This is a genomic window from Caenispirillum salinarum AK4 (assembly GCF_000315795.1).
Taxonomy (GTDB): domain Bacteria; phylum Pseudomonadota; class Alphaproteobacteria; order Rhodospirillales; family Rhodospirillaceae; genus Caenispirillum; species Caenispirillum salinarum.
On sequence record NZ_ANHY01000012.1, the window covers coordinates 154,359 to 166,186 of the forward strand.

General features: G+C 68.7%; 13 protein-coding genes. 8 read left to right on the top strand and 5 right to left on the bottom strand.

Annotation, left to right across the window (positions count from 1 at the left end; all coding sequences use genetic code 11):
• Positions 1 to 42: 42 nt before the first annotated feature.
• Positions 43 to 642, bottom strand: a complete 600-nt coding sequence (locus C882_RS13020; RefSeq protein WP_009541083.1) for a 2-hydroxychromene-2-carboxylate isomerase — start codon at positions 640 to 642, stop codon at positions 43 to 45.
• Positions 643 to 717: 75 nt separating this feature from the next.
• A complete protein-coding gene (locus C882_RS13025) occupies positions 718 to 1,620 on the bottom strand; it encodes an ROK family protein (RefSeq protein WP_009541084.1) in 903 nt (300 codons plus the stop codon).
• A gap of 96 nt (positions 1,621 to 1,716) precedes the next feature.
• Here C882_RS13025 and C882_RS13030 point away from each other — a divergent pair, with 96 nt between their 5' ends.
• Entirely contained in the window at positions 1,717 to 2,778 is a 1,062-nt protein-coding gene (locus C882_RS13030) for an MBL fold metallo-hydrolase (RefSeq protein WP_009541085.1), read from the top strand.
• A gap of 280 nt (positions 2,779 to 3,058) precedes the next feature.
• On the opposite strand, the gene C882_RS13035 is transcribed toward C882_RS13030, so the two are convergent.
• The gene (locus C882_RS13035; RefSeq protein ID WP_009541087.1) at positions 3,059 to 3,412 is read right to left on the bottom strand and encodes an ArsR/SmtB family transcription factor; all 354 of its coding nucleotides are present in this window, start codon (positions 3,410 to 3,412) and stop codon (positions 3,059 to 3,061) included.
• Positions 3,413 to 3,672: 260 nt separating this feature from the next.
• Here C882_RS13035 and C882_RS13040 point away from each other — a divergent pair, with 260 nt between their 5' ends.
• The 7 genes from C882_RS13040 to C882_RS23300 all read left to right on the top strand — a co-directional run bounded on the left by C882_RS13040 (position 3,673) and on the right by C882_RS23300 (position 10,535).
• On the top strand, positions 3,673 to 4,602 hold the full coding sequence (locus C882_RS13040; RefSeq protein ID WP_009541088.1) for a histone deacetylase family protein: 930 nt from the start codon (positions 3,673 to 3,675) through the stop codon (positions 4,600 to 4,602).
• A 127-nt stretch (positions 4,603 to 4,729) separates the two neighbouring features.
• Complete coding sequence (locus C882_RS13045) at positions 4,730 to 4,987, top strand: exodeoxyribonuclease VII small subunit (protein ID WP_009541089.1); 258 nt, start codon at positions 4,730 to 4,732, stop codon at positions 4,985 to 4,987.
• Between the two features lie 85 nt (positions 4,988 to 5,072).
• Positions 5,073 to 5,975, top strand: coding sequence for a polyprenyl synthetase family protein (locus C882_RS13050; protein WP_009541090.1), 903 nt, complete (start codon positions 5,073 to 5,075; stop codon positions 5,973 to 5,975).
• Between the two features lie 32 nt (positions 5,976 to 6,007).
• Positions 6,008 to 7,927: a 1-deoxy-D-xylulose-5-phosphate synthase gene (gene dxs / locus C882_RS13055; protein WP_009541091.1), complete on the top strand. Its 1,920-nt coding sequence runs from the start codon at positions 6,008 to 6,010 to the stop codon at positions 7,925 to 7,927.
• Position 7,928: 1 nt separating this feature from the next.
• A complete protein-coding gene (locus tag C882_RS13060; protein WP_009541092.1) occupies positions 7,929 to 8,702 on the top strand; it encodes a TlyA family RNA methyltransferase in 774 nt (257 codons plus the stop codon).
• Positions 8,703 to 8,845: 143 nt separating this feature from the next.
• Positions 8,846 to 9,136 carry a hypothetical protein gene (locus tag C882_RS13065; protein WP_009541093.1) on the top strand — a complete coding sequence of 97 codons (291 nt, stop codon included), beginning with the start codon at positions 8,846 to 8,848 and terminating at the stop codon, positions 9,134 to 9,136.
• A gap of 118 nt (positions 9,137 to 9,254) precedes the next feature.
• The gene (locus C882_RS23300; RefSeq protein ID WP_009541094.1) at positions 9,255 to 10,535 is read left to right on the top strand and encodes a GGDEF domain-containing protein; all 1,281 of its coding nucleotides are present in this window, start codon (positions 9,255 to 9,257) and stop codon (positions 10,533 to 10,535) included.
• A 23-nt stretch (positions 10,536 to 10,558) separates the two neighbouring features.
• Here the strand turns inward: C882_RS23300 and C882_RS13075 are convergent, their stop codons facing one another.
• Complete coding sequence (locus C882_RS13075; protein WP_009541095.1) at positions 10,559 to 10,897, bottom strand: hypothetical protein; 339 nt, start codon at positions 10,895 to 10,897, stop codon at positions 10,559 to 10,561.
• The gene (locus C882_RS13080; protein ID WP_009541096.1) at positions 10,864 to 11,733 is read right to left on the bottom strand and encodes a DUF2189 domain-containing protein; all 870 of its coding nucleotides are present in this window, start codon (positions 11,731 to 11,733) and stop codon (positions 10,864 to 10,866) included. Before C882_RS13080 ends, C882_RS13075 begins: the two co-directional genes overlap by 34 nt.
• Positions 11,734 to 11,828 lie beyond the last annotated feature (95 nt).

Below are 11,828 nucleotides of genomic sequence, written 5' to 3' on the forward strand. Positions count from 1 at the left end.
CCGGCTTTCAGGCCGGTGCTTCTTTCGTTCAGGACGGTCGGATCAGGAGGCCGCCAGCTTGCGGTCCAGGAAGTCGAGGCGGTCCTGGCCCCAGAAGACCTCGCCGTTCACCACATAGCTCGGCACGCCGAACACGCCGGCGGCCAGGGCGTCTTCCGTGTTGCGGGTGTGGATGGCGTCCAGGTCCTGCACCGGATGGGCACCCAGCAGCTGATCGGCATCCACGCCGGCCAGCAGCGCGGTGGCGCGCAGGGCATCCATGTCGGCCAGGCTCATGTCCTCTTCCCACAACTGCCGGCCGAGGGCGGTGGCGAGTCCCAGCGCATCCAGCCCGTCCTCCTGCGCGGCGATGACCAGATGCGCCGCCGTTGTCTCGTCGGAAGGGAAGTTGCGCGGCTGGACGACCAGCGGCACGCCCAGGTGCGTGCTCCAGCGCTCCAGTTCCAGCAGGCGGTAGTTGCGGCGCTCCAGCGGGCGCTGGGGCAGCGGCGTGCCGCCGGTCTTGGCGAACACCTCGCCCAGCTTCACGGGCTTGACCCGCACGGAGGCGCCGTGGCGGGCGGCAATCTCCTGCAGGCGCGGGGAACCGAGGTAGCTCCACGGCGAGTTGAGGGCGAGGTAATAGTCGACGGTGGCGGCCATGCCGGCTGGCTCCTTCTCCTGGTTCTCGGCGTGGGCCTCAGGTGGGGCGCGGGGGCGCGCAGAGCAAGGTCACCGTCATGCCGGCCACAGCCATGCAGCGCCGCGCACGCCACTGGAATCGCCGTGGACCGGCGGCACCAGGCGGGTGTCGACCCGGTCGGAAAAGACGTGTGCCCCCCACAGCGCCGGAACACGGTCGTAAAGGTGCGCCATGTTCGAAAGCCCGCCGCCCAGGACGATCACATGGGGGTCGAGAATGTTGATGACGCCCGCCAGCGCCTTCGCCAACCGTGCGGCATGGCGTTCCAGGGTGGCGATGCAGGCTGCGTCGCCGGCGGCAGCGCGACCGGCGATCGCTTCGGCGGTAAGGGTGGCGCCGGTGACGCGGGCGTGGTCGGCGGCGAGGGCGGGGCCCGACAGCCACGTCTCGACGCAGCCCGACCGGCCGCAGTAGCAGGACGGGCCCGGCCGCTCGTCGTCGGTGGGGGCAGGCAGGGGATTGTGGCCCCACTCTCCGGCGATGGCGTTGGGGCCGGAGATCGGGCGGCCATTGACCACGATGCCGCCGCCGACGCCGGTTCCCAGGATCACCCCGAAGACCACCGGCGCGCCCGCTGCCGCGCCGTCCGTGGCCTCCGACAGGGCGAAGCAGTCGGCATCGTTGGCCAGCCGCACGGGACGGCCGAGCGCGGTCTCCAGGTCGGCGTCCAGCGCCCGGCCGATCAGCCAGGTGGAGTTGGCGTTCTTCACCCTGCCGGTCGCCGGAGAGACGGCGCCCGGAATGCCCACGCCCACCGTTCCCGCACCACCGGCGGCCTTTTCTACGGCCGTCACGAGGTCGACCACGGCGCGGACGGTGGCCGTATAGTCGCCGGTCGGCGTGGCGATGCGCTGGCGCGCCCGGACCTCACCGGCCGCGGTGAGCGCGATAGCCTCGATCTTGGTGCCGCCCAGGTCCACGCCGATGCGCAGGGTCATGCCTTTTTCGTTCCTCGACGTGGTCTCGTCCGGCGGACAGTCTAGGCCGGAAAGCGGCCCTTGCGGTAGAGGGGCGGCCGTGGCACCTGTGAAGCCATGACGACGAATACGCACACCCCCGCCGGTCCCTTGCGCTTTCCCATCGCCGAGCCGCCCGCGCCCGGCGAACCGCTGGAGGTGGCCGAGGGCGTGCTGTGGCTGCGCATGCCGCTGCCGTTCGCGCTGGACCACATCAACCTGTGGCTCGTCGAGGACGGCGACGGCTGGACGCTGATCGACACCGGCATCGCCAGCGCCGAGACCAAGGGGCTGTGGGATGCCGTGCCGGCCCATCCGGCCCTGAAGGGCAAGCCGGCGCGGCGGCTGATCTGCACCCACTTCCATCCCGATCACATGGGCCTCGCCGGCTGGCTGACGGAGCACTTGAACGTCGGCTTGTGGGCGACGCAGGGGGAGTGGGCGACGGGCATGCTGCTGTCGCTGGACACGTCGGACGCGCTGGTGGAAACGCATGTGGGCTTCTACCGCCGTGCCGGTTTTCCGGAAGACCGGCTGGCGCTGGTGCACAAGCGCGGCAACGCCTATGCACCGCGCGTTTCGCCCCTGCCGCGCGCCTACCGCCGGATCGAGGACGGCGAGACGATTTCCATCGGCGGGCGTGACTGGCGGGTGATCGTCGGGCGCGGCCATGCGCCGGAGCATGCGGCGCTTTATTGCGCCGAGGCCGGACTGCTGATTTCCGGCGACCAGATCCTGCCGACCATCAGTCCCAACGTCTCGCTCTGGCCCAACGAGCCCGAGGCCAACCCGCTGGATCAGTTCCTGCGGTCGCTGGCCCGCTTCGCCGACCTGCCACCCGACACGCTGACGCTGCCGAGCCACGGCCTGCCGTTCTTCGGCGTGCCGCAGCGCGTGGCGGCGCTGCTCGCCCACCACGCGGAACGGCTGGAGGCCGCCGCCGAGGCCTGCGGCGACGGCGGCGGTCGCACGGCGGCTGACATGGTGCCCGACCTGTTCCGGCGGACGCTGGACGACCATCAGCTTTTCTTCGCCGTGGGTGAGGTGCTGGCCCACCTGCGGCATCTGGAAGCGAGCGGCCTGGTCACGCGCGCGCGGCGCGAGGACGGGGCGGACCTGTATCGTCGGCTCGGGGCGTAAGAGAATATCCGTTCGGATAAAGTGTATCCGTCAGGGCCTGGAACGGAGTCTGCGCCCTGCCGTTTGTTCCAGTGCCATGGACCAGACCCACACCAGCTTCCAGCGCAGGGTGACCCGTCTTGCGCTGATCATCGCAGCCGCGACCCTTGTGGCATTGAGCCAGCAGGTGCTGCTGCGGCCTCTGTTGCTGAGCGAACCGGTCCAGGCGCACAACGACCAACCGCGCCCCCAGGAGGCGGCGCGGCCATAGCATGTTCCGTCCGGCGGCGCGGGCGTTTTGTCAGCCGGCGGCGGCGGCCGGGCCGCAAAGGCGTTCGGCGTCGTCGGCGCAGTACAGGGTGTAAAGGGTGTTGATGACGGCGCTCGCCTCTTCCCCCTTCAGGGAATAGAAGATGGTCTGGGCGCTGCGGCGCGTCTTCACCAGGTCGTCCCGACGCAGGCGGGCGAGGTGCTGGCTGAGCGCCGACTGGCTCAGGCCGACGATCTGCTCCAGCTGTCCGACCGACTTCTCGCCGTGAAGCAGTTGGCATAGGACCATCAGGCGATGCTCGTTGCTCATCGCCTTCAGCAGCGCGCTGGCGCGGCGCGCGTTCTCCTGCAGCTGCTCCAGGTCGATCCCCAAATCTTCCGGCATTTCTTTCCCGTATTTCTTGCAGGTCTATGCCATTGTAGACCGCCCGTTCCATATGAGCAATCGTCTCGGCCGGGACAAGAGGGCGGGTCCCGGAAACGGCGGACTGCCGCCATCCCGCCAAGGTTCCATAATGGCAGACCTGTCTAAAGACCGGTTGCAAGCATGGGGCCCTTGGTGACACATTTCGGACGATTCTGTGGAAGGAACGCCGGGGAAGCCGTCCCGGCGGCAAAATTGGGCGGCGGGGAGGCCGGTGGGACATGGCGACGCTTCTGGTCACGCATCATGCGTGCATCGATCACGACACCGGGGACCTCCATCCCGAGAATTCCGACCGTCTGCGGGCCATCATGCGCGTGCTGGAGGCCGAGGACTTCATGATGCTCCACCGCGAGGAAGCCCCCCATGCCACCCGCGAGCAGCTCATGCGGGTTCATCCGCTCAGCTACATCGAGCGCGTGATGGATGCCGTGCCCCACGACGGGCACCACCACATCGACGGCGACACCGTTCTCAGCCCCGAAAGCGGAGAGGCCGCGCTGCGCGCCGCCGGGGCCGTCTGCACGGCGGTGGATGCCGTGTGCAAGGGCGAGGTGCGCAACGCCTTCTGCCCGGTGCGCCCGCCCGGGCACCACGCCGAGCGCGAAATGGCGATGGGGTTCTGCGTGTTCAACAACGCCGCCATCGGTGCCTATCACGCCCGCGCCGAGCACGGCCTAAAGCGGGTGGCGGTCATCGACTGGGACGTCCACCACGGCAACGGCACGCAGCACATCTTCTGGGACGACCCGGACATGTTCTATGCGTCGACCCATCAGTTTCCCCAGTGGCCCAATTCGGGTGCGCCGGCCGAGACGGGGGCACACGACAACATCGTCAACGTGCCGCTGCCGGTGCGCTCGGGCGGGGACGAGTTCCGCCAGGCCATGTCCGACGAGATCCTTCCGCGCTTGCGAGAGTTCGACCCGGACCTCATCATCATCAGCTGCGGGTTCGACGCGCACGCCAGCGATCCCATGGCCTACCTGCTGTTCCAGGTGCAGGATTTCGTGTGGGCGACCAAGGAGTTGATGGCGATCGCCGACGACTGCTGCGAAGGCCGTGTCGTCTCCGTGCTGGAGGGCGGCTACGACATCCGCGCCCTGGCCGGTTGCACCGTGGCGCATGTCCGCGCGCTGATGGGGCTCTGAGCCGGTACCACTCCGGGCGTAGGCGCCGGAATGCCGGTGGCCGCAAAGGGTTGTTTGCTTGCCATGGAGGCGCGCCGGGATTTAGACTTCGGCCCCTTCCGAAAGTTTTGCAGGACAAGACCCAGGCATGGCCGAAGACGCTTCCATTCCCGCCGACATCGCCCAGCTTTCCTTCGAGGACGCCATGACCGCGCTGGAGGACATCGTCCGCCAGCTTGAGGGCGGCAAGGTCAAGCTGGATGAGGCCGTCGACGCCTACGAGCGGGGCGTGGCGCTGCGCAAGCACTGCGAGACCAAGCTGAACGAGGCCCGCCAGCGGGTGGAGAAGATCACCCTGTCCGGCGACGGCCGCCCCACCGGCGCGACGCCGCTGGACGTGGGCTGACCCCTTTGTCGCCGCCCCGCCTTGCACCCGGTGCCCATCGTCCGGATGCCGTTTTCCGCCGCATCGCCCAGGAGTGTCCACACGCATGAGCCGCCTGCCCGAGATCATGGCCGACCGCGCCGCCGCCGTGGAAGAAGAGTTGACGCGCCTTCTGCCGGTGGATGACTGCCCCGAGGTACGCCTGTGGCAGGCCATGCGCTATTCCTGCCTGAACGGCGGCAAGCGGCTGCGCCCCTTCCTGGTGATGACCAGCGCCGGGCTGTTCAATGTGTCCGAAAAGGCGGCCCTGCGCGTCGCAGCGGCGGTGGAGATGGTGCACAGCTATTCGCTGGTGCACGACGACCTGCCGGCCATGGACGACGACGATCTGCGCCGCGGCCGGCCCACCTGTCATGTGGAGTTCGACGAGGCCACCGCCATTCTGGCCGGCGACGCCCTGCTGACCCGGGCGTTCGAGCTTCTGGGCGATCCCGGTGCCCATACCGATCCGGCGGTCCGCGCCGACCTCGTGACCGAACTGGCGAAGGCCGCCGGCGGGCGCGGCATGGTGGGTGGCCAGATGGTCGACCTGCTGGCCGAGCGCGACGAATCCTACGGCCGTTTCATGGACGTCAACGCCGTCACCCGCATGCACCAGATGAAGACCGGCCGGCTGATCGGTTTTTCCTGCCTGGCCGGCGCGATCCTGGGCAAGGCGGCGCCCAGCCTGCGCCAGGCGTTGTCCAGCTACGCCCACGACATGGGGCTGGCCTTCCAGATCGTCGATGACCTGCTGGACGTGGAAGGCGACGCTGCCGAGGTCGGAAAGACCATCGGCAAGGACGCCGCCGCCGGCAAACAGACCTTTGTTTCGCTTCTGGGGGTTGAGCGAGCGCGCACGCAGGCCGAAATGTTGATACAGCAGGCCGTTGCGCATCTGAAACCCTTCGACCGCGAGGCCGACCTGCTGCGCGACGTCGCCCAGTTCGTGCTGACGCGCCGCGCCTGATCCCGATTGCTTGCTCCGCAGAGGACACCGTCTTGACCCAGCGACTTGAGACCCCCCTCCTGGACACCGTCAAGAGCCCCGAGGACATGCGCAAGCTGTCCGTCGACCAACTGGCCCAGTTGGCCGACGAGGTGCGCGCCGACCTGATCGACGCCGTGTCGCGCGTCGGCGGGCACCTGGGCGCCGGCCTTGGCGTGGTCGAGCTGACGGTGGCGCTGCACCACGTTTTCAATACTCCCACCGACCGCCTGATCTGGGACGTCGGCCACCAGTGCTATCCGCACAAGATCGTCACCGGCCGGCGCGACGGCCTGCGCACGGTGCGCCAGCCGGGCGGTATCTCGGGCTTCACCCTGCGCAGCGAGAGCGAGTACGATCCCTTCGGCGCCGGCCACAGCTCCACGTCCATCTCGGCGGGGCTGGGCATGAAGGTGGCCTGCGACCTGGCGGGCGACGACCGGCACGTCATCTGCGTCATCGGCGATGGCGCCATGTCGGCCGGCATGGCGTACGAGGCCATGAACAACGCCGGCGCCATGGATGCCAAGCTGATCGTCATCCTGAACGACAACGACATGAGCATCGCGCCCGCCGTGGGCGCCATGTCGGCGTACCTGTCCAAGGTGCTGTCGTCCAAGCCCTGGCTGTCGGCGCGCCAGCTTGCCAAGGAGATGGCGGCCCGCTTCCCCGGCCCCATCAACCGCGCCGCCAAGCGGGCGGAGGAATACGCCCGCGGCATGGTCACCGGCGGTACCCTGTTCGAGGAAATGGGCTTCTACTACGTCGGCCCCATCGACGGCCACAAGATGGACCACCTAGTGCCGGTGCTGAAGAACGTCCGTGACAGCGACCCGCAGGGGCCGGTGCTCATCCACTGCATCACCCAGAAGGGCCGCGGCTATGCGCCCGCCGAGGCCGCCGCCGACAAGTACCACGGCGTCTCCAAGTTCGACGTGGTGACCGGCACGCAGGCCAAGGCCAAGCCCAACGCGCCCAGCTACACCTCGGTCTTCGCCAAGGCGCTGGTGGAGGAGGCGCGCGAGGACGACAAGGTGGTCGCCGTCACCGCCGCCATGCCGGGCGGCACCGGCCTGGACAAGTTCGGCAAGGAGTTCCCCGAACGCACGTTCGACGTGGGCATCGCCGAGCAGCACGCCGTCACCTTTGCCGCCGGCCTCGCCAGCGAGGGCTACAAGCCCTTCGCCGCCATCTACTCCACCTTCCTGCAGCGCGGCTACGATCAGGTCGTGCATGACGTGGCGATCCAGAACCTGCCGGTGCGCTTCGCCATCGACCGCGCGGGCTTCGTCGGCGCCGACGGCGCGACCCATCAGGGCAGCTTCGACCTCTGCTACCTGTGCTGCCTGCCCAACATGACGTTCCTGTGCCCCGCCGACGAGGCGGAACTGGTGCATGCCGTCGCGACCGCCGTCGCCCACGACAGCGGCCCGTTCGCCTTCCGCTATCCGCGCGGCGAGGGCGTGGGCACGCAGCTTCCCGAGAAGGGCGAGGTGCTGGAGATCGGCAAGGGCCGCGTCCTGCGCGAGGGTTCGACCGTCGCCATCCTGTCGCTGGGAACCCGCCTGACGGCCGCGCAGAAGGCCGCCGAGGACCTGGCGGCGAAGGGCCTGTCGTGTACGGTCGCCGATGCCCGCTTCGCCAAGCCCATCGACACCGACCTGGTGCGGCGCCTGGCCGCCGATCACGAGGTGCTGATTACGGTCGAGGAAGGCGCGCGCGGCGGCTTCGGCGCGCACGTGCTGCACTTCCTGGCCGAGGAAGGCCTCCTGGACGCCGGCCTGAAGGTCCGCACCATGTGCTTCCCCGACCGCTTCATCGAGCACGAGAAGCCCGACACCCAGATCGCCATGGCCGGCCTGCGCCCCGAGGACATCGCGGCGACGGCGCTGAAGGCGCTGGGCCGGGGTGAAGAGGGTGCGGCGCGCGCCTGACATGCCGACGGAAAAGGTGGAAAAGGTCCGGCTCGACCAGGCGCTGGTCGACCGGGGCCTTGTCGAGACGCGCACGCGCGCCCAGGCGCTCATCATGGCCGGCAAGGTGTTCTCCGGCGAGCGCAAGCTGGACAAGGCGGGGCAGAAGATCGCTGCCGACACCGCCCTTGAGGTGCGCGGGCAGGACCACCCCTGGGTGTCGCGCGGCGGGCTCAAGCTCGCCAAGGCCATCGAGCAGTTCCAGATCGACCCGGCCGGGCTGACCGCCATCGACGTGGGCGCCTCCACCGGCGGCTTCACCGACGTGATGTTGCAGAACGGCGCGCGGAAGGTCTACGCGGTCGATGTCGGCTACGGCCAGCTCGCCCACCGCCTGCGCACCGACGACCGCGTGGTGGTGATGGAGCGCACCAATGCCCGCCACCTGACCGACGCCGACATTCCCGAGCCCGTGGACATGGTGGTGTGCGACGCGAGCTTCATCGGCCTGCGCACCGTGCTGCCCGCCGCCATGGCGCTGGCGCGGGAGGGGGCATGGCTGGTCGCCCTCATCAAGCCGCAGTTCGAGGTGGGCAAGGAGCGCGTCGGCAAGGGCGGCGTGGTGCGCGACCCGGCGCTGCACCGCGAAGTGTGCGAGACCATCCGCGGCTGGCTCGAGGGCCTGCCGGAGTGGGAAGTGGTGGGCCTGACGGAAAGCCCGATCACGGGCCCCGAGGGCAATATCGAGTTCCTCATAGCCGCCCGGAGAATGGCGCGACCGATCGAGGCAGCCTAAACTCAAACCATGCGGCGGCGCGCGCGTTTATCCCCGCACCAGGGGTCGCGCGGCGCCGGGACCAACGCCCGGCACGCCGACCCGCCATCGCCGCGTTCGGACGGTGGCGGAGGACACGTTCGTTTGAGTGTGAGGCCGCAGCAATGCTGGATGCGTCTGCGATCGCGGAGTCGAGCGGGACCGCGTGGGACCGTCGGATCATCCGCACCTTTTCCCAGGGCGCCTATCTGGTGCGCGAATACGAAATGCCGTCCGACCACCGCCAACTGGTGACCATGGAGCGCACCAGTTGGCCGCACTGGCGCAAGTGGAAGGTCAGCCGCGACGACACCTTCATCGCCGAAACCTTCTGGCGCTGGAAGGTGCACGCCTGGTGCCTGGCGCGCCTGAATCCGGTGTCCGAGTTCCTGCGCCCCTTCGGCTGGCCCTGGTGACCGTCCGCCGCCGGCACTGGGCAGCCACACTGCCGGTGGGGACATTCGGGCTGGACCCGTCTTCCGTGTGCTGTATGCTCTGCGGCGAGGGATAAGAGGATACAGCGGGGGACGGCTCATGATTCGGCGGGCTGTGGATAGCCTGTCCATCGGCGCGTGGCTTTTGATCATTTTCAGCGGCGTCGCGGCGGCGGTAGCGGCGGGGATGCCCATCGTCACCAGCTATCAGGAGGAAGCCGCCGTAAGGCGGCTGGCGACGGCGGAATCGCGACGCGCCTCGCAACTGGTGTTCGATCACCTGTACTCGGTCATGCGCAAGGGCTGGACCCGCAGCGAGATCGACGAGATCATCTCGCGCATCAACCGCCACGATGAAACCATGGACGTGCGCGTCTACCGCAGCGCCGGCGTGGCCGAAGCCTTCGGTGCTCATCCGCCCTCCGCCGAGGCGCGCGAGAATGACCCGGTGGTGCGGCAGGCCTTCATGGACGGCGCGGAGCGGCTGGTCGAAAGCAGCGAGTCCGTCCGCTACCTGTACCCGTTGCTGGCCGAGGAATCCTGCCTGTCGTGCCATGACACCGCCAATCTCGGCGACGTGAACGGCATCATCGACATCCAGTTCCCGACCGAGGAACTGCGCGTGCCCCTGCGCGTGACGCTGCGATCGGCCGGATGGCTGTACGTGGGTGGCGCGGTCGCCCTGTTCCTGCTGTTGTTCATCATGCTCCGCCGCCTCATCACGCGGCCCATCGTGGAACTGTCGGAGACCATGCGCCACATCGTCGACCGCGACGACCTGGGCCGCCGCGTTGCGCCCCGGTCCATCTGGCCGCGCGAGGTGACATCGGTGGCCGACGACTTCAACACCCTGATGGCGGAACTGGAGGAAAGCCGCGAGGAGCTGCTTCAGCAGTCCGTTCGTGACGGCCTGACGGGCTGTTTCAACCGCCGCCGCTTCGACAGCGCGCTGCATGGCGAAGCCGAGCGGGCACGGCGCTACGGGCGGCCGCTGTCGGTGATCCTCGTGGACCTGGACCGCTTCAAGCCCATCAACGACATTCACGGCCACGCGGCCGGCGACGCGGTGCTGAAGGGCGTGGCCGAGGCGCTGGCCGACAACGTCCGCAGTTCCGACCTTGTGGCGCGGGTGGGCGGCGACGAGTTCGCGATTCTGGCACCCGAAACGGGGGCGGAGCAGGCGCGCGCCCTGGCGTCCAAACTGTCGCAGGCGGTGGCGGAGAAGCGGGTGGCGTTCGGTCACCTGTCGCTGTCGGTCGGCGCCAGTTGCGGTGCCTCGACCCTCGACCCCGAAACCGGCGAGGGCGTCGCCGCACTGATGGAGCGCGCCGACGAGGCCATGTACGAGATCAAGAAAGCCCGACACGCGCAGCGGGCGTGACGGGCGAACCGTGGCTGCCTGGCCTACTGCTGCGCGATGGAGATGAACGCGCCGTCGCCGGTGGTCTCGCTGCGGCTGACAAGGCCGGAGGGTCCGGTCAGCACCGCGCTCAGGCTGCCGTCGCCCTGCTGCACGATCCGGCAGTCCACGCCTTCGCCAAGCTCCCAACTCTGTTCGCTGGAGCCCTCAAGGATTACCGGCTCCTGTCCGCGTACGATGCACCGGCCCTCATAGGCGGCGCCGCCGCTGGGGGTGACGGTCAGGGTCTGGTTCCCCATGGGCAGGATCTGCTCCACCGTGGAGCAGCCGGTCAGCGCGGCGGTCGCGATCACGGCGAGGAGGGCGGCGGCGGATCGTCCCATTCAACAACATCCCTGTAGGCGTGCCAGGTGGCGTGGCCGATCAGCGGCAGGGTCACGATCAGGCCCAGGAAGGCCGTCGCCAGCCCGATGCCGGTGAACGCCACGATCAGTCCCGCCCAGAGTACCATGGCTTTCGGACTTTTGAAGACCGCCTGAGCACTGACAATGGCACCGGCAAAGATATCGCTGCGCCGATCGAGCATCATGGGCAGGCTGAACGCGCCGAACACGAAGGCGACGACCGCGAACCCGAAGCCGATCACGGTGCCCACCGTCAGGAACACGATTCCGTCGGCCGATCCCAACGCGGACAGCAGGGCAGGGCCGGTCATGTTGGTGTAGGGGAAGCTGACAGCGAAGATCAGGGCGGCGATGCGCACCCAGATCATCATGAACAGCATCAGCACCAGTCCGGCGGTCAGGATGTGGAAGGTGTTGTGCCGGAACGAGAACAGCGCCGAGCGGAAGCTGGGGTCGCGGCCCTGTTCCATGCGGTGGCTCATTTCATAGAAGCCGACCGCCAGGGACGGCGCCACAAGAAGGAAACCGGCGATCATGGGGGTCAGCAGGTAGAGCATCCCGAAGCTCGCCAGCCCGAACCAGATCGCATAGCCGAGCGCGACGAACACCGCGCCGAAGGCCGGGCTGCGCCAGCCGGCCGCCCGCATATCCGCCCAGCCCGCCCGCAACCAGCCCCACACCTGCGCCGTGGAGACCGGCCGAATGCGGTCGTGGTAGGGCAGGGGGATGTTCGTTTCGGCGATCCGCAGGTCTTTCTCGCCGCTGCCGTGGTGCTGGTGGTTTTCGTCCGCGTGGCTTTGAGGAACGTGGTTCATGAAGTGACGCCTCCCGTCCGGCGGATGTGTTTGTTTTCGTTGTGTCTTGATGTGGCGGGGGGGGGGGGGGGGGGGGGGGGGGGGGGGGGGGGGGG

Excerpts from the sequence above, each read along its gene's own strand:
- C882_RS23300 (WP_009541094.1), top strand. The coding sequence starts at position 9,255 with ATGATTCGGCGGGCTGTGGATAGCCTGTCCATCGGCGCGTGGCTTTTG.
- C882_RS13080 (WP_009541096.1), bottom strand. The coding sequence starts at position 11,733 with ATGAACCACGTTCCTCAAAGCCACGCGGACGAAAACCACCAGCACCAC.
- C882_RS13075 (WP_009541095.1), bottom strand. The coding sequence starts at position 10,897 with ATGGGACGATCCGCCGCCGCCCTCCTCGCCGTGATCGCGACCGCCGCG.
- C882_RS13030 (WP_009541085.1), top strand. The coding sequence starts at position 1,717 with ATGACGACGAATACGCACACCCCCGCCGGTCCCTTGCGCTTTCCCATC.
- C882_RS13020 (WP_009541083.1), bottom strand. The coding sequence starts at position 642 with ATGGCCGCCACCGTCGACTATTACCTCGCCCTCAACTCGCCGTGGAGC.
- C882_RS13065 (WP_009541093.1), top strand. The coding sequence starts at position 8,846 with ATGCTGGATGCGTCTGCGATCGCGGAGTCGAGCGGGACCGCGTGGGAC.
- C882_RS13025 (WP_009541084.1), bottom strand. The coding sequence starts at position 1,620 with ATGACCCTGCGCATCGGCGTGGACCTGGGCGGCACCAAGATCGAGGCT.
- C882_RS13035 (WP_009541087.1), bottom strand. The coding sequence starts at position 3,412 with ATGCCGGAAGATTTGGGGATCGACCTGGAGCAGCTGCAGGAGAACGCG.
- C882_RS13050 (WP_009541090.1), top strand. The coding sequence starts at position 5,073 with ATGAGCCGCCTGCCCGAGATCATGGCCGACCGCGCCGCCGCCGTGGAA.
- C882_RS13060 (WP_009541092.1), top strand. The coding sequence starts at position 7,929 with ATGCCGACGGAAAAGGTGGAAAAGGTCCGGCTCGACCAGGCGCTGGTC.
- C882_RS13040 (WP_009541088.1), top strand. The coding sequence starts at position 3,673 with ATGGCGACGCTTCTGGTCACGCATCATGCGTGCATCGATCACGACACC.
- C882_RS13045 (WP_009541089.1), top strand. The coding sequence starts at position 4,730 with ATGGCCGAAGACGCTTCCATTCCCGCCGACATCGCCCAGCTTTCCTTC.